This window comes from Pseudomonadota bacterium, assembly GCA_027624955.1.
In the GTDB taxonomy this organism is placed as follows: Bacteria; Pseudomonadota; Alphaproteobacteria; order UBA828; family UBA828; genus PTKB01.
Genome location: JAQBTG010000050.1, coordinates 1 through 21,362, shown reverse-complemented (window position 1 = coordinate 21,362; position 21,362 = coordinate 1). Strand labels below are relative to the sequence as shown.

Annotated in this window: 21 protein-coding genes; 18 read left to right on the top strand and 3 right to left on the bottom strand. The window is 57.8% G+C overall.

Going from position 1 to position 21,362, the window contains the following annotated elements; genetic code table 11:
• The 10 genes from O3A94_15570 to O3A94_15525 all read left to right on the top strand — a co-directional run.
• The coding region (locus O3A94_15570) for a hypothetical protein (GenBank protein MDA1357673.1) at window positions 1-345 on the top strand (345 nt) is incomplete at its 5' end.
• Entirely contained in the window at window positions 342-1,061 is a 720-nt protein-coding gene (locus O3A94_15565) for a PIG-L family deacetylase (protein ID MDA1357672.1), read from the top strand. The genes O3A94_15570 and O3A94_15565, both read left to right, overlap by 4 nt.
• Window positions 1,058-2,107, top strand: a complete 1,050-nt coding sequence (pseI, locus tag O3A94_15560) for a pseudaminic acid synthase (protein MDA1357671.1) — start codon at window positions 1,058-1,060, stop codon at window positions 2,105-2,107. Before O3A94_15565 ends, pseI begins: the two co-directional genes overlap by 4 nt.
• A 24-nt stretch (window positions 2,108-2,131) precedes the next feature.
• The gene (locus O3A94_15555) at window positions 2,132-3,781 is read left to right on the top strand and encodes a hypothetical protein (GenBank protein ID MDA1357670.1); all 1,650 of its coding nucleotides are present in this window, start codon (window positions 2,132-2,134) and stop codon (window positions 3,779-3,781) included.
• A 156-nt stretch (window positions 3,782-3,937) separates the two neighbouring features.
• On the top strand, window positions 3,938-4,633 hold the full coding sequence (locus O3A94_15550; GenBank protein MDA1357669.1) for a hypothetical protein: 696 nt from the start codon (window positions 3,938-3,940) through the stop codon (window positions 4,631-4,633).
• Window positions 4,630-5,631 (top strand): Gfo/Idh/MocA family oxidoreductase, encoded by a 1,002-nt coding sequence (locus O3A94_15545; GenBank protein ID MDA1357668.1) that lies wholly within the window; start codon window positions 4,630-4,632, stop codon window positions 5,629-5,631. The genes O3A94_15550 and O3A94_15545 overlap by 4 nt, the downstream gene beginning before the upstream one ends.
• Entirely contained in the window at window positions 5,628-6,194 is a 567-nt protein-coding gene (locus O3A94_15540) for an acyltransferase (GenBank protein MDA1357667.1), read from the top strand. The genes O3A94_15545 and O3A94_15540 overlap by 4 nt, the downstream gene beginning before the upstream one ends.
• A 37-nt stretch (window positions 6,195-6,231) precedes the next feature.
• The gene (locus O3A94_15535; GenBank protein MDA1357666.1) at window positions 6,232-7,365 is read left to right on the top strand and encodes a DegT/DnrJ/EryC1/StrS aminotransferase family protein; all 1,134 of its coding nucleotides are present in this window, start codon (window positions 6,232-6,234) and stop codon (window positions 7,363-7,365) included.
• Complete coding sequence (locus O3A94_15530) at window positions 7,355-9,103, top strand: asparagine synthase-related protein (GenBank protein MDA1357665.1); 1,749 nt, start codon at window positions 7,355-7,357, stop codon at window positions 9,101-9,103. The genes O3A94_15535 and O3A94_15530 overlap by 11 nt, the downstream gene beginning before the upstream one ends.
• A gap of 376 nt (window positions 9,104-9,479) precedes the next feature.
• Complete coding sequence (locus tag O3A94_15525; protein ID MDA1357664.1) at window positions 9,480-9,662, top strand: hypothetical protein; 183 nt, start codon at window positions 9,480-9,482, stop codon at window positions 9,660-9,662.
• A gap of 48 nt (window positions 9,663-9,710) precedes the next feature.
• Here O3A94_15525 and O3A94_15520 read toward each other — a convergent pair whose 3' ends face one another.
• Window positions 9,711-10,256: a formyltransferase family protein gene (locus O3A94_15520; protein ID MDA1357663.1), complete on the bottom strand. Its 546-nt coding sequence runs from the start codon at window positions 10,254-10,256 to the stop codon at window positions 9,711-9,713.
• A gap of 278 nt (window positions 10,257-10,534) precedes the next feature.
• Here O3A94_15520 and O3A94_15515 point away from each other — a divergent pair, with 278 nt between their 5' ends.
• The 5 genes from O3A94_15515 (at window position 10,535) to O3A94_15495 (ending at window position 14,870) form a co-directional block, all read left to right on the top strand.
• A complete protein-coding gene (locus O3A94_15515) occupies window positions 10,535-10,786 on the top strand; it encodes an acyl carrier protein (GenBank protein ID MDA1357662.1) in 252 nt (83 codons plus the stop codon).
• Between the two features lie 38 nt (window positions 10,787-10,824).
• Entirely contained in the window at window positions 10,825-11,502 is a 678-nt protein-coding gene (locus O3A94_15510; GenBank protein MDA1357661.1) for a WbqC family protein, read from the top strand.
• Entirely contained in the window at window positions 11,499-12,332 is an 834-nt protein-coding gene (locus O3A94_15505; GenBank protein ID MDA1357660.1) for a phytanoyl-CoA dioxygenase family protein, read from the top strand. Before O3A94_15510 ends, O3A94_15505 begins: the two co-directional genes overlap by 4 nt.
• Before the next feature lie 18 nt (window positions 12,333-12,350).
• Window positions 12,351-13,682 (top strand): glycosyltransferase family 4 protein, encoded by a 1,332-nt coding sequence (locus O3A94_15500; protein MDA1357659.1) that lies wholly within the window; start codon window positions 12,351-12,353, stop codon window positions 13,680-13,682.
• A gap of 78 nt (window positions 13,683-13,760) precedes the next feature.
• The gene (locus O3A94_15495; protein MDA1357658.1) at window positions 13,761-14,870 is read left to right on the top strand and encodes a glycosyltransferase; all 1,110 of its coding nucleotides are present in this window, start codon (window positions 13,761-13,763) and stop codon (window positions 14,868-14,870) included.
• On the opposite strand, the gene O3A94_15490 is transcribed toward O3A94_15495, so the two are convergent.
• Entirely contained in the window at window positions 14,867-15,817 is a 951-nt protein-coding gene (locus O3A94_15490) for a methyltransferase domain-containing protein (protein ID MDA1357657.1), read from the bottom strand. The genes O3A94_15495 and O3A94_15490 overlap by 4 nt on opposite strands.
• Before the next feature lie 43 nt (window positions 15,818-15,860).
• Here O3A94_15490 and O3A94_15485 point away from each other — a divergent pair, with 43 nt between their 5' ends.
• Genes O3A94_15485 through O3A94_15475 form a run of 3 tightly spaced genes read left to right on the top strand, consistent with a single transcriptional unit; the run spans window position 15,861 to window position 20,026 of the window.
• Window positions 15,861-16,970 carry a glycosyltransferase gene (locus O3A94_15485; protein ID MDA1357656.1) on the top strand — a complete coding sequence of 370 codons (1,110 nt, stop codon included), beginning with the start codon at window positions 15,861-15,863 and terminating at the stop codon, window positions 16,968-16,970.
• A 20-nt stretch (window positions 16,971-16,990) separates the two neighbouring features.
• Window positions 16,991-18,904 (top strand): asparagine synthase (glutamine-hydrolyzing), encoded by a 1,914-nt coding sequence (gene asnB, locus O3A94_15480; GenBank protein ID MDA1357655.1) that lies wholly within the window; start codon window positions 16,991-16,993, stop codon window positions 18,902-18,904.
• 12 nt (window positions 18,905-18,916) lie between these two features.
• Entirely contained in the window at window positions 18,917-20,026 is a 1,110-nt protein-coding gene (locus tag O3A94_15475) for a glycosyltransferase family 4 protein (GenBank protein ID MDA1357654.1), read from the top strand.
• A gap of 15 nt (window positions 20,027-20,041) precedes the next feature.
• On the opposite strand, the gene O3A94_15470 is transcribed toward O3A94_15475, so the two are convergent.
• Window positions 20,042-21,362: heparinase II/III family protein (locus tag O3A94_15470; protein ID MDA1357653.1), on the bottom strand; the 1,321-nt coding region annotated here is incomplete at its 5' end.

Sequence of the window (21,362 nt, the reverse complement as noted above, 5' to 3'; positions counted from 1 at the left end):
GTGGTGGGCCCGCACGGCGCCAACAAGGGGGCGCTTTTTGATCTGCTCCCCCGCCATTACAAACTACCGCAGGCGGTTCTCTCAAGCGCTCAAGATTTTATGTCCGAAATCGTGCTGCCGACGGTCGAACGTCGCCTCGAAGTAGAGAAACATACGTTTGTTAACCCTGTACGCTATCCCGATTCTGCAGCGTTGCTCGACTATTGGCGGGCTTCAACATTTTATGAACCGGCCTGGGAACAATCAGTCGCAAATGACATTGATGTCCATTTCTCAACTCACGGCAGCTTTGTTCTCGAAAAGCACGTCATGGCGGCGCTTGGCCGGAATGTGAGAATGTCATGAATGTGCTGGTCGTCGCTGCGCATCCGGACGACGAGATTTTAGGATGTGGGGCGACTGTTGCACGCCACGCGGCGCAGGGTTGCCGGGTCGAGACGTTGATCCTGGCAGAAGGTGCAACCGCGCGTGATGATGTGCGTGACTCTAATTCCCGTCATGCCGACATCAAGAATCTACGCGAAAGTGCGCGCCTTGCCGCGGAAATATTGGGCGCCGCGCGGCCCCGTTTCGGTGGCTTGCCTGACAATCGCCTCGATGGTCTCGATCGTCTCGATATTATCAAAATGATCGAAGCGGTGATCGCTGAAGTGCGTCCTGAAATTGTTTATACACACCATTCGGGAGACCTCAACGTGGATCATCGAATTGCCGCCGAAGCCGTCGCGACGGCTTGCCGGCCGCTTCCCGATGTACCGTTGCGCGCGATCTATGCTTTCGAAACAGTTTCAAGCAGCGAATGGGGCCCTTCCGCGGGCTTCGCCGAATTCAAACCGACGCGATTCGTTGACGTAACGGACTATCTTCAAAGCAAGCGTCGCGCCCTCGCCTGTTACGATTCCGAAATTTGTTCCTTTCCCCACGCGCGCTCTATCGAGAACATTGAGGCACTGGCGCGTTGGCGCGGTGCAAGCGTCGGGTTCGAGGCGGCCGAGGCGTTCCAGGTCATACGGGAATTGGTACCGGCATGCGCCAACGATTCATCAGGAGAAATGCAATGACTGATCATACAATTACGATTGGCGGGAGAACAATTGGTGCCGGTCATCCGCCATACATTGTGGCCGAGCTATCCGGCAACCACAACGGTGACCTTGGGCGCGCATTGGCGCTCATGGAGGCGGTGGCAGAAGCCGGCGCGGACGCCTGTAAACTGCAGACCTACACCGCCGACACCATCACGATCGCACATGATGGCCCGGGTTTTACAATCCAAGGCGGGTTGTGGGATGGCCGAACGCTTCATGAGCTGTATCAGGAAGCTTATACACCTTGGGAATGGCATGCGGAGTTGTTCGCTAAGGCCGACGATCTGGGCATCACTATTTTCTCAAGTCCATTTGATCCAACTGCGGTTGATTTTCTTGAGCAACTCGAGGCTCCGGCGTACAAGGTTGCTTCTTTTGAAATCGTCGACTTGCCTTTGATAGAACGCATGGCAGCGACCGGTAAACCGCTCATAATCTCGACCGGCATGGCGAGCAATGTGGAGATTGGCGAAGCGGTAGAGGCTGCGCGCAATGCGGGCTGCAAAGAAATCGCCCTCTTGCATTGCACCAGCGGCTATCCAACCCCGCCGGAGGATTCAAACTTGTCGGCACTCGCCGATCTTGGCGATTTTAATTTGGTGACCGGTCTCTCAGATCACACGCTGGGCATCGCGGTGCCAATTGCCGCTGTTGCACTTGGTGCCACGATAATCGAAAAACATGTCACGCTGCGGCGTTCTGACGGTGGCTTGGATGCCACCTTCTCGCTCGAGCCTGAGGAATTGGCCGAGATGGCTAAATCCTGCGTGACGGCTTGGAAGGCAATAGGCCGCCGCGATTACGTGCGCGCACCCAGCGAGGCCGGGAATGTTGGCCTTCGCCGCTCTCTCTATGTGGTTGCTGATATCAAAGCGGGAGAAGTATTTACGAAGGAGAATATTCGCTCTATTCGACCCGGCCACGGTTTGCCGCCCAAACATCTGCCCGAAATTCTCGGGCGACGCGCCGGCGCCGATATTTCCCGGGGTACACCGCTTGATTGGCCTACAATTGAATAGTAGCAGTCTCAGACACGTGGTGCGATGACAGATTTCCACCAAGTTAATATGTCCGGTGCTCCGGCGCGCGTATTGCCAACGGATGCGGTAAGAGAAGTTCCTTTCGATTTTGGTGCCACTGAAAATTGCGTGGGATGGAGGGAGAATCTTGCCTGGCCTATGACCTACGCAGAGGCATTTGGGATCGTACGGGGTGTCGTGCGGCGATTGCTCAGTTTTACTTGCAGCATTCAGGATGAGAGATTGCGCCGGATTGCTGTTTTAGGATCAGGCAGGATCGTCGCGCTGGCCATCGCACACACTGAAACGGCCTTTTGTCTGCAACGCGAGAAGGCCGCTAGCCTTCGCCTAGTGGGGGGGACGCCAAATTTAGCCTGGCTTCGAGGCGAATCTTTGGAAAGCCCTTCCAATCCCAGTGAATTCACCGCCTTTAAACCGATCGCGGAGCCCCGATGGATTGCCGCTCGCAGATTTGCGCGTACTGCCGGCTGGACGCCTTTTCATCGCCTTCCGAGCGCGTTGTTTTCGCCACAGACTGTTGCCGTTTCTCACAATGTCACTTTGCGAGACGCTGCGCGTCGAGAAGGGCGTGCGATTGGTTTCCACCATGCGGAGTCGTTATTGGCAAAAGCGCGTGTAAAAGGCGCTCGTTCGAACGGCGCTTCTGGCGAGGTTCGAGAACTTGCAATGGCGTTGGCGAGGACGCTTTCGGCTGCGCCCGAGCTTGAGCCGGAATACCCACCGCGCGTACGGGCGCTGATAGAATCGAGCGCGGTTGACGAGTTTAACAGGGCAGCAGCCGACCTTTCAGGTCTCGCGAATATGCCTCGCCTTCCGTTGGAATTGTGGTCAGGTTCGGGCGGCTATTATCCCGCGCGCGCTCTTGGGCTCGAAGTCCAACGCCGTGGTGGGCGGGTTGTACGCTTCGCCCATGGTTGGTTTGCCGGCATGACCTCAGTTCCCGAGCCGATTGCCTTCTCTGAGCTTGCCAGCAGCGACGTCTACGTTCTGGAAACTCCCGATGCAGCAGCGAATTTCAAAGCCACAGGCGCGGCGGAGCTGGTCGTACAGGCAAATTCAGTCGAGATCATTGGTCACAGGGGTGCTTCGACACTTGCGCAATTGCCGCTCGATTCTCGGCGCCCCGAACCAGTGCGGCGGCGCGTCGTCTATGCACCGACTATATTACGCGGCAATCGCCAATTGATGCCGCCATTGCTACCTGACCCAATTTATCTCGATTGGCAGTTTCGGCTCGTTGAAGCGCTTTCCAAAATGTCCATTGACTTGATATGCAAGCCCCATCCGGAAGGCCTTTTCCGTGGACAAATCCATCCTCTGGCGGCGCACGCACCAACAAGCGCACGTCCGTTTGAAGCGCATATGGCTGAGGCAGACGTTTTCCTATTCGACTACGGCCAGTCGACGACATTTGCCGAGGCACTGTGCAGCGACCGGCCTGTGGTGCTCATAGATATGGGCAACCCCACTTTTAACGATGACGTGCGGGTTATGATCGAGCGCCGTTGCCGCGTGGTAAACGCACACTTTGACGCACGATGTCGACCCAATGTGGACGTAGAAGAATTGGCCCACGCGCTCTGTACCGGTCCGGCGCGCGCCGATCCAACAGAGTTTCGGGGTTTGCTCATGGGCGGAAGTAACACCCTGTGACACGCGCCGTTGGGATGGGCCTATCGCAGCCCAGGCGCAACGGTTCCATCCGCGCGCGTTTATACAAATATTCATTTGTTGCAGATAGGCCGGCGCACAAATTTAGATTGGGTATGGATCATCAGTTCTGAATTCACTCTTTCTGGATATTTTGAATTGATTACAGCCGTACTGGCGCGCGGTTACAAAATCAAGAATTTTACCGAAGTCGAAGCTAAACAGCCCCATCTAATACTTCGCCACGATATAGATCAGTGTCTCGACACAGCTGCCCGCCTCGCGGAACTTGAAGCTGAACAAGGGTGGTGCGCCAGCTATTTCGTCTTAATGCGGAGCGAAATGTACAACCCATTTAGTCCCTCTGCCGCTCGTGCGCTTGAGGCGATTTCTGCCGGTGGTCATGAAATCGGCCTGCATTTGGACGCCGCAATATACGGCAACGATGCCGAGGCTCTCGAGAAAGCGGCCGGGCGCGAATGCGCGATGTTGGAATCGATTGCCGGGCGACATGTCAGGATGATCAGTTTCCACCGCCCTGCCCAGCATTTGCAACCGTATGATCACATTATTGCGGGCCGTATCAACACCTATGAATCACGATTTTTTAATGAGATCGGATATTGCTCGGACTCGCGCGGCGGCTGGCACCACGGCCACCCGCTGGATCATGATTCGCTCAACAAAGGTCATGCTCTACAGCTTCTCACTCACGCCATTTGGTGGATAGGCGCGCACGCAACCGCACAAGAAAAATTGACCGCCTACCTTGATGGCCGCATTGCCGTATTGGAATCCGAATTGGCGGAACATTGCGCCGTCTATACGCCTCGTCAAAGCAAAGCTAGAACATGAGCAACGCGAACCAGAAAATTGGATTGATCGGTACCGGTTATTGGGGCAAGAACCTGTTGCGCAATTTTGACGCCTTAAATGCGTTGGCGGGTTTCTTTGACATATCATCTGAAAGCCGGGCGCACTACGCGGCCCAATTTCCCAACGCTAGGGAATTCGAAAATCTGGATGCGATGTTGGCTGATGAAACCATACCGGCTGTCGCTATCGCCACACCGGCGGTGACTCATGGAAGTATGGTGGAAAGAGCACTTCAGGCCGGCAAACATGTATTTGTCGAAAAGCCGCTTTGCCTCGACGTGGCTGAAGCCGAACAGCTCAAAAAATTGGCCGATGAAAAGGGGCTGGTTCTCATGGTGGGGCACCTTCTGCTCTATCATCCCGCCTTCCTGGCGTTGTTTGAGATTGTGAAAAGCGGGCGAATGGGCAAGCTACGCTATATCTATTCCAACCGTTTGAGTCTTGGCAAAATTCGGCGTGAGGAAAACGCGCTGTGGTCTTTTGCGCCGCATGACATTTCAATGATACTGCAGTTGGCCGATGATATGCCGCGCCGCGTCGTTGCCACTGGTGCTCAGTTCCTGACTGACGGTGTTGCCGACACCACGCTTTCCCATCTCGTTTTCAACGACAATCTCCAGGCGCACATCTACGTATCTTGGCTCCACCCGTTCAAGGAGCAGAAGCTGGTCGTGGTGGGAGATAAGGCGATGGTTGTTTTCGATGACACCAAGGACCCGGCGGAAAAAATATTGCTGTATCGCCATGAAGTTGGTTGGGAAGGAGATATTCCGATTGTTTCCAAGGCCGCACCCGAACCAATATTTTTTGCCGAAAGCGAGCCGCTGCGCAATGAATGTCAGGCGTTTCTTGATGCCGTCAGCGGCACGTCGCGCCCACCCTCGGATGCGGCGGAAGGCATTCGAGTTCTGAGAGTGTTGGATGCCTGCCAACAATCGATACTGCAGGGCCAGGCCGTGGATTTGGCGCCGCTATGACGCGCGCAGCATATGTCCACCCAACTGCCGTCGTTGACGAAGGAGCGGCCCTTGGCGCGGGTTGCAAGGTCTGGCATTTTTCCCATGTGCTTTCCGGAAGCCGCATCGGTGAGAATTGCATATTTGGCCAAAACGTGATGGTCGGACCGGATGTCATTATTGGTTCGGGCTGCAAAGTTCAAAACAATGTATCGATCTACAAAGGTGTCACTCTTGAGAACGATGTATTTTGTGGTCCCTCGTGTGTGTTCACCAATGTTCTGACGCCTCGCGCCTTCGTTGAGAGAAGGGACGAGTTCCTCCCCATCCTGGTGAAAAGGGGCGCGACCATTGGCGCCAATGCGGTGATTGTTTGCGGTGTAAGCATCGGCGAATTCGCCATGATCGGTGCCGGTGCGGTGGTCACCAGGAATGTTCTCCCGCATGCGCTTGTACTTGGCAATCCGGCGCGGCAAACGGGTTGGGTTTCGCGGACGGGCGACGTTCTGAGAAGCGATTTGGTCTGCCCACGCAGTGGCGAACAATATGAAGAAACGAACGGCCTACTTATTCTCAAAGGATAAATATAGTGAGCATCTTCCCTTTCAAAGGATAAATATAGTGAGCATCCCTTTTATTGATTTGAAGGCCCAATATGTGCGCCTCAAGCCGGAAATTGATGCCGGCATAGAACGCGTGCTTGAGCATGGCCGCTTTATTCTCGGGCCCGAAGTCGCTGAGTTTGAAGTGGCGCTGGCGGCGCATGTTGGTGTGGCGCATGTGGTGAGCTGCGCGAACGGCACCGACGCGCTTACTCTGGCGTTGATGGGCGAGAATATTGGCCCGGGCGATGCGGTGTTTGTTCCCGGCTTCACATTTACCGCGACCGCCGAGACGGTACTGATGGTTGGCGCCGAGCCGGTATTCGTCGATGTGGACAGCGAGAAATTTTTAATCGACGGTACCGACCTGGAACGCAAGATTGCTGCCGTGAAGGCATCCGGAAGCCTAGTGCCGCGCGCCGTCATTCCGGTCGATCTCTTTGGATTGCCGGCGGATTACGAAGTGCTTGGCCAAATAGCCGCTACGCATGACCTCTTTCTACTCGCCGATGCCGCGCAAAGCATGGGCGCGCAGTTTCGTGGCCGCGCCGTGGGTGCCTTGGCGCCGGCCACCGTCAGTAGCTTTTTCCCGTCCAAGCCACTCGGTTGCTATGGCGATGGCGGCGCGCTCCTTACCGATGACGCGGCGCGGGCTGCGTTGTGGCGCTCGCTGCGCGGGCATGGCACAGGCGATGCCAAGTATGATGTCGTGCGCGTTGGCATGAATTCGCGGCTGGATACGATTCAGGCCGCCGTGTTGCTGGCCAAGTTGCCGGGTTTTACGGCCGAGATCGAAGCGCGTGAAAGGGTGGCAAAATTTTACGATCAGCATTTGCCTGAGGCGGTGACGCGGCCCGGGCGTATGCCGGGCAGTGACAGTGCCTGGGCGCAATATACTATTCAGGTGGCGGATCGATCAGCCCTGGCGGCGGCACTCAAGGAGGATGGAATCCCGACCGCAATTTACTATCCACTTCCCATGCATTTGCAAACCGCATATCAGCGCTATGGTGACGGCGTGGGGTCCCTGCCGGTGAGCGAAAATTTGGCCAAGCATGTTCTCAGTTTGCCCGTGCACCCGGATATGGAGGAAGCCACCTGCGGGCGTATTTGTCAGGCAATTCAGAGTCATTTTAAGTCAAATGATGGTTGACGAATCACCCATCTCCAGCCGCGCACTTGACGATGGTATGATCTGTGATGGTAGAACCGTCAAAATGCCGGTTGCGGAAGTGCTGTTTACGACCGAGCGGGGATGGCGCCATTGTCAGTCCGAAGGGTTAGAATTGTGGATCAAGGGATGGCCCGAAGGTCTCTCCGACGAGGCTCTGCTCGCGCTCCGGCAAGGCTGGAACAATGCACCTTCTGATAAAGAATTAAAGCACTGGCTTGCAAGCATTCACGGACATTTCGCGTTCGTCATGAAGGGACGGGGCTGGGTGGTGGCGGCGGTCGATCGTATCCGTTCGATCCCACTGGTCTGGGCCTTTGACGGAGCGTGCCTACTTCTTTCTCAGGAAGGCACCCCTCTCGTCCATCGCCTCAAGCTTGGACCCGCCGATTGCGACCATGATGCCATTCTTGCGGTTGCGCTCGCCGGATTTACCATTGGCAACGCTACGGTCTTCAAAGACGTGCGCCAGCTTGGTCCGGGGCAATTTTTGCTGCTCACCACGTCAACGGCAACGCCAAAAATTGATCGCTACCATCGCTTCACACCGTGGTGCCCAGTAGAGCAGGACGGGGTGCGTCTTCGCCGTCGTTTGTCCGAAGTTACTCTTGCCCTTCTAGAGCAACTCGTTGGCGAAGCGGCAGGCCGCCCAATCGCAGTGCCGCTCAGTGCCGGTCGGGATTCGCGGCTCATCGTGAGCGGCCTGGTTTATCTTGGACACAAAAATATCATCACTTTTGCCTATGGTTTGCCGGGCAATCATGAGGCCAAGGCGAGCAAATATATTGCTGAGCGACTCGGATTGCCCTGGTGTTTCGTGCCCTATTCGCACAGCAAGATGTCGCGTGTTTTTCGCAGCCCAGAGCATCTCGCCTATGTGGCTTCCGCCGATAGTCTTACAGGGGTTCATTTCCCGCAGGAGTATTTGGCTCTGCGCTCCCTAAAAAATTCCGGCTACCTGCCGGGCGACGCATTGCTGGTAAATGGACAGAGTGGTGATTTTATAACGGGCAACCATATACCTGCGGCTCTATGCGAAATCGATCATCGCCTCGACGCGACCGCGCGGCGTCAAAGGGTCATAAATGATTTGATTGCCAGACACTACAAACAGTGGAGATTCATTGCGACCGAGGAAAACTTGGCGCGAATTGAGATGAGACTCTCGGATGAAATTGACGCGATGGGCGGTATGCCGGAACACCCGTCAGGTGATCATGGCGTTTATGAGTGGTGTGAGTTTCAAGATCGCCAAAGCAAATATGTGGTCAACGGACAAAGAATCTACGATTTTTTGGGCTTTGATTGGCGTCTACCCTTGTGGGGCGATGCTTATCTGGATTTCTGGCAGACCGTGCCGCTTGAGGCGAAGGCAGGACAGAAATTATACAGCGACATGCTGACAGTTGAGAATTGGGGCGGCGTTTGGACTGATATCCCGCTCAACGTCAAGGCAATCCGGCCGAACTGGATCAGACCCATTCGACTGGCGGCGAAAGCTATTCATGCCCCATTGGGGCAGGCCAGTTGGCATGAGTTTCAAAAACGCTATCTGTATTATTGGATGGATAATCTTGCAGGTTACGCATTGCTGCCGTGGCGGCGTGTGGCAGCTGATGGCAGAGGTCATGTCTCGGGCTTGTCATGGCACATTGAGGCCTATCTTGCGGCAAAGCGACACACCCTTGAAAGTGTGTCGGCGTGGACCGACCCCAGGTAACGTAGACGATGCATGTCCCCCACCTTGCCCTTCGCACGATACTTTCATGGCTCTTGCCGCCCGTTCTTTTGCGCTTAATGCCGGCAAAGTTACAAACCCGAATTTGGCACAAAGTGCATGGGGTGTTGCTAAATCGTGCAAAACGACCGCGCGTTCTGCGGGAATATATTCTGTGCAATATTATCCTGAATATGGTGCCGCGTTTGCGTGAGCCGGCATCTATTCTCGAATTCGGCTGCTCCAGTGGAGCGCTTACGCAGCGCCTCCTACATTTCGTCGATGTTGCCCAAAATGCCGATATGTGGACGATGAAACGGCGGCGCAAATCTGCGAAGCGGTTCTCACCAGTCTCTGACGGAATGTTATTACGGCGCCCATGATTATTGCCATCCACCAGTCTAACTATGCGCCGTGGCTGAGAAATTTCACAAAATGGCGCAGAACAACACGTTCGTTTTTCTCGTTGCCGGTCAGCGAGGAGTTCAGCCGCCGCATCCTCAGCCTGCCGATGCACGCCTACATCAGCAGGCCGCGGCCGAGCGGATATGTGGGGCGGTGAAGGCGGTAGCGGTATCGCCAAGACGAGCAGCCCGAGGCCCGAAATCGCCTACTGGAGACTACGCTTATCAATGCGAAAAAGGTGACCGTGGACCACCACCGTGAGGTTATCGTATTCCCCGCCGTCAAAAGCAAAGTAGCGACGCTCGAATTCCTCGCGGCCGATAGTGGGAGATATCCGGCACATTTCCAGAAATTCTTTACGTGTCCAAGTGTGCTCGCTCCATTCGATGCCGGCCGCCGGAATGTGTTCCCGCCGCAAAATTCGTGGCATGAGCGCGCCGTACAGGCTAAAGGCAGCTTCTACAGCGGCTTCGCGGAGCGCCTGCGGCGGGGTACTCGGCGCGACCTCGAACCATTCGACACCGATGATGCGACCGGAATCGACCCGCTCTGCCACCTCGTGCGCCGTGGCGCCGTACCGCTTCGCGGTGAAGTAAACAGCAAAATGATGCGAATCTCGCCCAGGGTATTCCGGCGACGCGGCATGGAAGTTGTAGGCGGGCCCCTTGAGGCACGATAACACGGTTTTCGGAATAATGACGCCGGTGCTGAAGCACACGAGCAGGGTGTCTGGCGTGACCCTGTCCTGCAAAGTTTCGATGACCCCCTTTCGCCCGGTTAGTACGATGAGGTCGGCAGTAGGTACAGTGGCCCGTATAATCGGCCTTAGCCGATCCACGCTTGCATCGTTGGTAACAAGGATTATGGGACCGCTCATACCCAGTAGATTCTACATTCGTGACCATGATAGTCAAGAAATTGCCCCGGTGCTGCCGACTCCTCTGAAGGCATATTTAAAATTGACCTTAATGCCGCTCCGCCGCTTTCTGCTCAAGAATATTTTACAATAATCAGGGAGTCCCACTTGCCATGACACGTGATGATATCGATAATGCGGTCAAGGATATATTCGGCGATTTGTTTGACGTGCCACCTGCTTCGATAACGCCCCAAACCAGCCCTGATACGCTGCTCGAATGGGATTCCCTTGCGCATGTGCGTTTAATCGCCGCATTCGAAGAAAAATTCGACGTGATAATCTCTGCCGACAATCAAGTTGAAATGCTGAATGTTGAACTGATCGGCGATGTCCTTAATGATCTGAAGAATCAGGGAGCATAGGCCGGCGCTCCAAGTTGCGGGAAAGGCCAAAGATAAAAATGCAACGCGCTACCGCGCATCAAGTAAATTTTCTTCCGTGGCCTGGGTTTTGGCATAAGCTGGTTTCGGCGGATGTGTTCGTTGCCTGCGTTGGATTTAAATATACACCGCGTGGATATGAGAACCGGGTTCGTATGAGAGACACGGGCGATTGGGCGACCGTGCCCGTACGCAGGACGCGAGGACGGAGCTACGACGTAGAAATTGCTGACCGCTTTGCTGTTGCTCAGATTGCCCGGCGTATCGACCATTGGTCACGCCAGCGCAGCTATCGCCACCGTGACCGGCTCGAACCCGTGATCGATTATCTTCGGAACAGTTCCGAAACTCATTTGTATCGCCTCAATTTACGGCTTATTGAAATTGTGCTCGATATTCTCGGGCATCGGGATACGGAGATTCGGCTCGACCTTACCGACCGCACCGGCGTGCCCATTGAAAATTCCATTGCTGATATTGTGACAGGCAATGGTGAGATTTATCTTAGCGGATCAAGCGGACCGGAATATGCGAACCGAAATGCAATGGTGGGCATACAGGAGGTCTATGTTCAGGATTTGCCGAGTGGGATAGCGTCCGAATCCGTTCTTCATCTGATTGCTGAATGCGATGATCCTCTGAGTAAAATCCGGGAACTTGGACATTGGCGCATTTGGTGCGGGAAGGATGTGGCATGAGGCGGCTCGTGGTCCGTCAAGCGGCGGATTTCAATCGTGACGGTTTTGTCGTCGTGGACGGTCTTTTTCATCCCGGCGAGGTTGAGGCCTTCCGCAAGGCGGTAAAGCGAGTTATCCAGCACTTTCTTTCGCGAACCAAAAATAGCTCATTGGAAGCTCTCAAGGAAGTTCAATCGGATGAGGCGTTAGACCTGGGAATAATTCGGCTCGCCGAATTTGATCGCCCGGCATTTGATGCTGTATACGATACGATATGGCAAATGCCTGAATTTCTTCGGCTCGTATCCAAACCGGTTATTCAACGTATAGCCAATCAGTTGATGTCGCGTGGCTCGGCGGCGCCCGTTTACAGCTTCATTAATCGCTGCCGAATAACGTTACCAGGCGATGCCCGTTCTCAAACCGGTTGGCATCGGGAGATATTTCAAACGGTTCCCCAATCAAATTTCGTTCAGATTTGGGCGCCAATGATTCACGATGCAACAATCGATATGGGCCCTGTGATCCTTTGCACGGGCAGTCACAATAAGCTGATGCCAAAACCTGAGTGGCGTGAAAATACAAATGGCGTGAGCAAGGTGATGTTTGATTCGACTATCGCTGACCGCTTTGATCAAATTCCCATGACGTTGCGATTGGGCCAAGCTGTCTTCTTTTCGGGCACCTTGCTGCACGGCTCAAGGCCCAATCTGTCAGCCAAGGTACGCTACGCCATGGTAGGACTCTTCCATGATGTCGAAGATCCTCATTTCTTGCCTCCGAAATGGAAATTTTCCTTTCGGGGCTGCACGCCTCGGGATTGGTTCGATAGCTTGCCTGATAATAATTAGTTCCGGGATTTAATTTTCATGGACACCCGGAAAAGCCGGCCCTTGCGCGTGCTTTGTATCGATCATGAAGGGGGCTATGGCGGTTCTTCCCGCAGCTTGTATCAAATGATTGAGGCAATGGACCGCTCAAACATGACCCTAATGGTCTGGTGCGGCCGGCTGGGACCGATTCAGGAACGCTATGCTCGCTTGGGAATATCAGTCCGCGTTATTGACAGCCTCCCCTCCGCGACAACGCTGCATCGTTTGTCCCGCACGCTTCTGGGATTTTCACGTTGTATTTTTCAATTGGCGCTCAATAAGAAACTACGCGCAGAATTGCGTGAATTTGAGGGTTACGACGTAATTCACTTTAACCACCCAAATCTTTTCTTGTTAGCAGCGTGGATCAGGCACCAAACCGCCGCAGCCCAAATACTTCACGTTCGAACCGTGTCTGAGAATCTGTATGAAGGAACGCCCGAATTTTGGCTTGCAAGGGCCATAAATAAGCGAACTTGCCGCTGGTTGGCACGCTGGCAAACTCGTTGCCTTTCAATATCGATCGACCAATTCGTGTTTATTACCAGTAACGAGCAGGACGCATTTTCTCGATTGGGCGGTCGTGCGGACGGCCCGGTTATCCACAATATTTCCGTACCGCTGACCACTGATCCGCTGCCTATTCCGCGCATCCCAGCGAATGGTCAGCTAATAGTTGCGTGTTTGGAGAATTACCGTTGGAGCCGTGGCACTGACCGCCTGGTTGAGATTGCTGATTGCCTGAACGCCCGAGGTCGTGACGATATTCTGTTTGTCGTCGCTGGTGACATGGCCTTCCCGCGGGCTCAACGCCGTGGACACGGCGTCGGGTGGGCTGGCTGTAAAGATTTGATCGAGTATGTCCAACGGGCCGGGCTCGAGCACTATTTCCTTTTCCTCGGTCACGTGGCCGAACCTGAAAACGTGCTGGCGGCCGCCGACTTGCTAATCAGTGTGCCGCGCCGCGCCGGGCCTTGGGGCCGCAACATTATAGAGGCCATGGCAATGGGCCGGCCCGTTCTAGCATTGGGCACTTGGGATGGATTTATCCGCTCTAATGAGAACGGCCTGCTTCACGAAAAATTTGATGCGGCCCTTATTGCCGAATCTCTTTGTATATTGGCTGATGACCGTGCCCGTCTCGGCACGTTAGCGACGGCGGCGCGCCACCACATTGAGAGTTGCTGCGACGGTCCCACCAATGCCAAGCAATTGGTGGCGCTCTGGCGGAAGGCAGCTAACAAAAATTGTAACACTGAACCTGATGTGAATTCTGCGTCAGAAAAATGGCCTCATCCGGCCGGCATTCGAACCGACCTCGAAGGCTAACGGAATGCTGCGCATATCGGCCGTAGCGTCGGCAAACAGTTGGCCATGGCAACGCAGTTGCAAAAAGAACCATCATAGGTGCGCCAACGCTTCAGCGCAGATTGGCTAGAGGTGAATTCGCCCATAGCTTTTGTCTTGCCGTCTTTCGCCGGCGGTGGCGCGGAGCGGGTTATGCTGTGCTTGCTTGCTGGCATTGATCGATCGCGCCTTTCGCCGTCGCTCATCACGTTGAGTGGCGAGGGGCCACTTTCGAAATTGGTGCCTCCGGATGTGCCGCTTGTTGATTTGGCCCGCCCGCGTCTGCGCCATGCGGGGCCCGCGCTTGTCGGCACCATCCGCCAGATGCGCCCGCAGGCCGTGGTTTCCTCGCTCGGCTATGTTAATCTCGCCCTCCTGGCCGGCCGCCGCTTGCTGCCATCCGGCACGCGCATCATTGTGCGTGAAGCCAACATGCCGTCGCTGAGCCTGCCGGGCGGGCCCCGACCCGGCCTGATGCGCTGGCTTTACCGCCGCTATTATCCGCGCGCGGACGCGGTTGTTTGTACGTCGCATATGATGATGGAAGAGATGGCGCTCGACTTCGGTGTCGCGAGGGAGCGTCTGCACCTGCTGCCCAATCCGGTGGATGGCGCGGCTCTTCGAGCTGAAGCGACCGTCTCGACGGCGGCGGCGGCGACCTCGGTCCATTTCATTGCGGCAGGGCGCCTCGCCCGGCAGAAGGGATTTGATCGGCTGATCGAGATGTTTGCCGACCTGCCGGGAAATTGTCGTCTCACCATCCTCGGTGAAGGCCCCGAACGCTCAGCGCTACAGACAATGTGCGACCGGCTGGGTGGCCGTGTGCAATTGCCGGGTTTTGAAGATAATCCCTGGCCGCATTACGCGGCGGCGGATGCATTTCTCCTGCCATCTCGTTGGGAGGGCATGCCCAACGCCGCTTTGGAAGCCCTGGCGTGCGGCACGCCTGTGATCGCGACACTCGAATCCGGCGCTATCGGAGAGCTCGCCGTCACGGCGCCGCCGGGCGCCGTGACGGTGGCGCCCTGGGGATCGGAATTTGCCGCCGCCATGGCGGCGGTCAGAGCAGCAGCGTTTGACAAGAAGCCGAGGCCAAGCCTGCTGCCGCCTGGCCATGAACCCGCCGCGGTTGCCCGGCGTTTTGAAGAGATTGTACGGCGGATATGTTAGGCGTTGTTTTTGCGCGCGACCAGTACCAGTCCGGCTACCGCCAAATCCTCATCTGCCATGGCGTTGAATTTGTTTGAAAGGCGCGGTCGGATGGCGCGTACGCATTCAAGAGCACGGGTTTTGGCGTCTTCACCCAGCGCCGTCCAGGGCGCGGGATCGAGTTCTTCACTGCCTCCGGCGAGGCGGCTGATGGTCAATTCTCCTGTCAGACCGGAGCGCTCGAGCCAATCGCGATAATCATTGATGAGCACCCGGTTGGGCCGTCCCGCACCGCGCGTCATGCATCGATGTATGTCGTCCGACAGAGTAAGCAGTGTGAGCGGGTGATGGCCGGCAAACATGCCGTGGTCGCGCAGATCGATGCGATGGATCATAATGCCGCTCGGCTTGAGGCTCCGCGCCATGTCGTCAAGCGCTGCGAGCGGATCATAGAGGTGCTCCATCACCGCCCGGCTGAGGATGGCGTCGAACTCAAGGCCGCAATCGCGGAAGAACGTCTCCGCTGGCTGGCCAGCGTGATAAGTGAGATTTCGGATCGTCTCCTCGGCGGGCGATCCGCTGAATAAATGGCCGAGGTCATATTGTTCCGACAAAGCGCTATAGATGCGGCGCTGTGCGTCCGCGTCGCGCCGCGAAACCCAGCGGTCGATGGCATGGACGTGATCGGCGCCGTTGCCGAGGATACGAAGGGCGACGGCGAAACTGTCGCCCGGCCCGATCTCGGCGACGCTTCCGCGGAAGCGTTCGAGACCGCCATAGGAAATATAGTCGCCGTAAACCCGCTCGACATAGCTCAGCGAGGCAGCAATATCGAGCTTCGCATGCCGTGCGCCCGAACCGGTTTCCAGCCGGCCTGCCGCGAGGCGCCGCCGTGCCCGCCAATCGTCATAGAGATAATAGGCGCAAGCGAGCGCCACGCTGCGCTTGATAAGGGCGCGAAAATTCATGCCCATGCGATTTTTGACAACATGCAGTCCTCGATAATCTGAGATGACGGTAGCTGAACGTAGCGCCCGCGTCATGCATGTCATTACCGGGCTCGACACCGGCGGCGCGGAGACCCAATTGGCGCTTCTCGTCGGCGCGCGCAAAGCAGCCGGCGCCGAGGATGTTGTGGTCAGCTTGATACCCGGCGGGGCGCTGCGCGAGCGTTTGGAAAATGCCGGCGTGGCGGTGCATGATCTTGGCATGCGGCGCGGCCGTCCGACCCTCACCGGCCTGTTGCGTCTCAGGTCCCTCATCCGCCGGACCAAGCCGCAGATCATTCAAAGCTGGATGTATCATGCCGATCTAATTGCCGCCTTCGCCCTGCGTTTCTCCGGGCGCAGGAACACAACGCCGCTTATATGGGGGATTCGTTGCTCCGACATGAATCTCGCGGATTACGGCCGCAGCTTAAGATGGACGCTGCGTTTATGCGCGCGCTATTCGCATGTTCCCGATATAGTGGTGGCCAATTCCGAAGCCGGATTAAAGACGCATCTTGATTTGGGATATCGGCCCCGCCAGAATCGCGTCATCGACAACGGCATCGATACCGCGCGCTACCGCCCCGATGCGGCGTTGCGCGCGGAGGTTCGTGCCGAGCTGGAAATTGATCCCGGCGTGCCGCTGGTAGCGCATGTGGCGCGCGTCGATCCGATGAAGGACCATGACACCTTGCTCGCCGCCATGCGCGAAATACCGGATGTGAAATTGCTGCTTGTCGGCTTGGGCACGGAATCCTTGGCCTCGCGTCCGGGCTGGCACGGCCTCGGGCGGCGCGCCGATGTGCCCCGTCTGCTGAGCGCCTGCGACCTGATCGTCGCAAGCTCGGCTTACGGCGAAGGTTTCTCCAATGCGCTGGCCGAGGGCATGGCATCGGGCCTCCCCGCCATCGCCACCGATGTCGGCGATGCCGCGCGGATCATCGGCCAATCGGGGCGGATCGTGCCGCCGCGCGATGCCCAGGCGCTGGCCAAAGCCATTCATGAATTGGCGTTTGAGCCGCCGGACATTCATGCCGAGCGCTGCATACAGGCGCGCAGCTCGATCGAAAAACGCTTTTCCATGGCGGCAAACCTCGCGGCTTTCGAGCAGGTCTATGCGTCGCTGGTGTAAACAGGAGCGAGTCTAGGATCATGTGCGGGTTCGCTGGCCAAACCGCTTTTGGCGGCATCGACCGGGTCGCGCTGGCGCCGCGTATCGCGCGTGCGCTCGAGCGTCTTCGCCCGCGCGGTCCGGACAGCCAGCAAAGCTGGTTCGATTCGCGCTGCGCCCTGGCCAATACGCGACTTGCCATTCAGGACCTCAGCAGCGCCGCGTCCTTGCCGATGGAAGCGCAGGGTCTGGTCGTGGCTTACAATGGCGAGATTTATAATTTTCACGAATTGCGCGCCGAATTGACGGTGGCGGGTCATAGCTTTGTCACCGGTGGCGATACGGAAATCCTGCTCGCCGGTTGGCGGCAATGGGGCGAAGGCTTGTTGCCGCGCCTGGCCGGCATGTTCGCATTCGCGCTGTGGGACGCCGCGAAATCCGAATTGATCCTGGTGCGCGACCGCTTGGGCAAGAAGCCGTTGTTGTACAAGGCCGAAGCCGGGCGCTGCACGTTTGCTTCCGAATTGGCGGCGCTTGAGACCCTGCTGGAGAGCGCGCCGCCATTGGATCGACAGGCGCTCAGGATGCTGTTCACGCTGCGCTACGTGCCGGAGCCGCTGTCTATTGCCGCGGGCGTATGCAAATTGGCCGGCGGGTATTTGGCGCGGGTGACGGCGGCGGGTGTTGAGGTGCGGCGCTGGTACGATCCGCTGGTTGGGCGGCCACCGCTTTACACCGACCCGGCACAGGCCGAGAAGGATCTGGTGCAAATTTTCGATCAAGCTGTGCAGAGCCGCCTGATCGCCGATGTGCCGTTTGGTGTGTTTTTGTCGGGCGGCATCGACTCGGCGCTGGTGGCGGCGTCGATGGTGCGCGCCGGTGAGCGCGTGCGCAGTTTCACCGTCGGCTTTACCGATGCCGCGGACTATTACGAAGAGCGCCCCGCCGCCGAGCGCGTCGCGCGTCATCTCGGCACCGAGCATATGGCGATCGAAGTCTCGCCCAGCGACGCGCGCGCGGCGCTGGATGAGGTGTTTCTCGGCCTCGACGAGCCGTTCGCTGATTCTTCGGCCGTTCCGACTTTTCTGCTCGCCCGCGAAACCCGCCGCCATGTCACCGTGGCGCTTTCTGGCGACGGCGCCGATGAGGTGTTTGGCGGTTACCGCAAATATCAGGGCGAGCTGATGGCGGCACGTTATCGCGCTCTTCCAGCACTGCTACGGCGCGGCTTGATCGAGCCTTTGGCGGCTCTCTTGCCGGAGCGCAAGTCGAGCCCGCTGCTGGAACGCGCCAGGCGTCTTCGCCGTTTTGCGCAGCATGCCGGCAAGGATGCGGTGGGCCGGCAGGCCGGATGGATGCGTCTGATGGACGAAAGCGAATTGACGCGGCTGTTCGTGCAGTCAAACGGCGCAGCGGATTCAGAATCACCGGATTTAGAAACAATGGTGGCCGAGCTACGCCATGAAGCAGGCGACAGCGATGCGCTTAACGCGATGCTTCACGCCGATACCCGTTTGGGCCTACCCGGCGATATGCTGGTCAAGAGCGACCGCATGAGCATGGCCAACAGCCTGGAAGTGCGCTGCCCGTTTCTCGATCACCGCGTGGTGGAATGCGCGGCGGCTATGCCGGGCGATTTTAAACTGGCGCCGGGAGAGGGCAAGAGAGTGTTGCGCCGGGCGTTTGCCGATCGCTTGCCGAAAGAGGTGTTTGAGTTGCCGAAGAAGGGCTTTGAAATTCCTATCGCCGAATGGCTTACCGGCCCGCTCGACGAATTAACGCGGCGCAGCATCGATGCCGAGAGATTACGGCGCCAAGGAATTTTCCGGCCTGAGCAGCCGCGCCGTTGGTACGCCGATCTCAAGGCGGGCCGGCGCGATTCATCGGAGAAGCTGTGGACGCTGATCGCGTTTCAGGCCTGGTGCGAAAACTTCCGCCCCGACCTTGCCGCGTGATACCGTGATATTATGAAAATCTGTCAGCTCTGCGCCGTCGATTTCACGCTCTACCATTTTATTCTTCCCCTCATGCGGGCCGAGCAGGCGGCTGGGCATGAAGTCGTGGGTGTCTGTTCGGACGGTCCGTGGTTGGACAAGGTCGCGGCCGAGGGCCTGCGCACGGTGCCGCTTGCCATCGCGCGCAACCTCAACCCCCTGCGTCACTGGGTGAGCTATCGCCGCCTCTGCCGTCTGTTCCGCGACGAGCGTTTCGACATGGTGCATGTGCACACGCCGATCGCCGCGTTGTTGGGCCGTCTTGCGGCGCGCCGCGCGGGCGTTGGGCGCATCGTCTATACCGCGCACGGCTTTTATTTCCACGAGCACATGGCGCCGTGGAAGCGCGCGCTGTTCATCGCCCTAGAAAAATGGGGCGGGCGCCATACGAATATCCTCTTTACCCAGGCCGAAGAAGATGCCGAGAGCGCGCGTCGTCTCGGCCTCTGCCGCAACGGCGTGATCGAAGCCATCGGCAACGGCGTCGATCCAGCGCGCTTTGCACCGGCGGTGGACGGCGATGCGGCCCGGCGCAGCTTGCGCGCCGAGTTGGATACACCCGAGGATGCGGTCGTGGTCATGATGACCGGGCGCATGGTGGCGGAAAAAGGCTATCCCGAACTGTTCGCGGCGATGGCCGGCCAGGATGCTATTCTATGGGCCGCCGGCGAACGGCTGGCCAGCGATCATGCCGCTCAGGTGAGCCTCACGGCGCCGCCGCCCAATGTCCGTCTTCTTGGCCACCGCCAGGATGTGCCCGGTCTGCTACGCGCTGCCGACATCTTCACCCTGCCGTCGCACCGCGAAGGCATGCCGCGCTCGATCATCGAGGCGATGATGGTGGGCCTGCCGGTGATCGCCACCGATATCCGCGGTTCGCGCGAGGAAGTGGTAAGCGGCGAAACCGGTCTCCTGGTGCCGGTCGCCAACAAGGACGAATTGGCCGGCGCGATCCGCGAGCTTTCCGCCGATCCTGCGCTGCGGCAGCGAATGGGCGCTGCGGGACGGCGCCGCGCGCTCGAACTTTATGACGAATCCAAAGTCATCGCGCGCCAGATGAAACGGTTGGCGCTGACGGATTAGTGCAGGTGCCAGGATCTAATTTTTAGGGATTCTGAGAAGCGCCCATTTGATCACCGTTTCTTCGGCCTCGACGGGCCCGGTGATAATGACCTGCTCGCTGCGCCGGCGGTTTAGCCCGTCGCTCGCATAAACACTCTCATTCAATCCAATGGTGCCGCCGGCGGCACGTATTTGCCAGCCGCTGCCACTTGGTGGGCGCAGTAACACCGAGCCGCCGTCTTGCACCAGCGAGGCCTGCACATCGGGATGCAGGTGGAAGCGTATGGCAAAGGAGCGCCCACCGCGATTGTTGGCGTCGGCGCGCGTCAAAATATCTTCACCGCGCAGATTGTTGCCGTCGGGTGCGACATATATCCGGCGCCGGTGAATGAGGCCGAACGGCTCCCGGTAGCCGTCATGGCTGGCTTCCAGCCATGTTGCACCTTCTTGATCTTCGCGCTGGCTTTCTATGCGTGTCGGCCCGGTGCCGGTCGAGCCATCATCGAATAATTCGCAGGAATTTGTGTCGTTCACAGTCAAGGTCGAATGGGCGGCCGTGGCGCGAAGCGCTTTGCGCCAAGCCTCGTCGTCGCCGCGCCAGGCGCCGCAATTTACGATCAAGCGTTCCTTGCCGGCGCTGAGTTCGAAGCTCAGGGTGCCGGCATGGGCGCGCCGCCCGGATTTCGCCGGCGCGCCGAGGTCGGCGACAAGCAGCGAGCGGCCCGCCTGAACGCGGCGGAAGCCGACATGTGGCGCGTTGTCCAAGGCCCGGCCCTTGCTACCGCACTGGGCCAATACGAGATCGATCAGCCACGGTTCAGTTTCGACCGAATCGTTGAACAGGGCCAGTGCGCCGTCGCCGTGACGGAAGGCGCGAAGCACAGGCGCCATGCGGTCGATCGCATTGTTGAGCGCTTCGGGTGAGGGCTGCCCGGCAGATATCAAAGAGCCGCGTATGTCGATCAGGTGCCGCAGGACCGAGAGATGAGCTGAAGGACTGCGCTCGAAATGCCCGCCGTCGGGCAGAATCTGGCGTGTTAGTTCCGCCGTCAATAATTTCAACGCCTGTTGCGTTCGCCGCTCACCGTCCGGCAGGCTGAGGCCGCTATAGAGCAGGCCCTTGAGCGCCAGGAACCGTTCCGCGCCGTCCTCGCAGGTCCGCGCGGTGCGCGACAGATGGCGCGCTTGCAGCGCCACGCCCTGGAAAAAGCGCTTCGAAAAAGACGAATCCGAATCCTTGAGGAGAAATTCGGCGTGCGATAGCCACGCCGTCACGCGTCGGCCCACGAGATTGGGGCTCCACGGTCTCGGGTCGATGGCGGTATGGACATCAAGCCAGTGCAGTACCAGCTTGCGC

Coding starts and splice junctions, on each gene's coding strand:
- O3A94_15555 (MDA1357670.1), top strand. CDS start 2,132: ATGACAGATTTCCACCAAGTTAATATGTCCGGTGCTCCGGCGCGCGTA.
- O3A94_15505 (MDA1357660.1), top strand. CDS start 11,499: ATGAGGCGGCTCGTGGTCCGTCAAGCGGCGGATTTCAATCGTGACGGT.
- pseI (MDA1357671.1), top strand. CDS start 1,058: ATGACTGATCATACAATTACGATTGGCGGGAGAACAATTGGTGCCGGT.
- asnB (MDA1357655.1), top strand. CDS start 16,991: ATGTGCGGGTTCGCTGGCCAAACCGCTTTTGGCGGCATCGACCGGGTC.
- O3A94_15525 (MDA1357664.1), top strand. CDS start 9,480: ATGATTATTGCCATCCACCAGTCTAACTATGCGCCGTGGCTGAGAAAT.
- O3A94_15475 (MDA1357654.1), top strand. CDS start 18,917: ATGAAAATCTGTCAGCTCTGCGCCGTCGATTTCACGCTCTACCATTTT.
- O3A94_15530 (MDA1357665.1), top strand. CDS start 7,355: ATGATGGTTGACGAATCACCCATCTCCAGCCGCGCACTTGACGATGGT.
- O3A94_15500 (MDA1357659.1), top strand. CDS start 12,351: ATGGACACCCGGAAAAGCCGGCCCTTGCGCGTGCTTTGTATCGATCAT.
- O3A94_15485 (MDA1357656.1), top strand. CDS start 15,861: ATGACGGTAGCTGAACGTAGCGCCCGCGTCATGCATGTCATTACCGGG.
- O3A94_15490 (MDA1357657.1), bottom strand. CDS start 15,817: ATGAATTTTCGCGCCCTTATCAAGCGCAGCGTGGCGCTCGCTTGCGCC.
- O3A94_15540 (MDA1357667.1), top strand. CDS start 5,628: ATGACGCGCGCAGCATATGTCCACCCAACTGCCGTCGTTGACGAAGGA.
- O3A94_15515 (MDA1357662.1), top strand. CDS start 10,535: ATGACACGTGATGATATCGATAATGCGGTCAAGGATATATTCGGCGAT.
- O3A94_15545 (MDA1357668.1), top strand. CDS start 4,630: ATGAGCAACGCGAACCAGAAAATTGGATTGATCGGTACCGGTTATTGG.
- O3A94_15565 (MDA1357672.1), top strand. CDS start 342: ATGAATGTGCTGGTCGTCGCTGCGCATCCGGACGACGAGATTTTAGGA.
- O3A94_15510 (MDA1357661.1), top strand. CDS start 10,825: ATGCAACGCGCTACCGCGCATCAAGTAAATTTTCTTCCGTGGCCTGGG.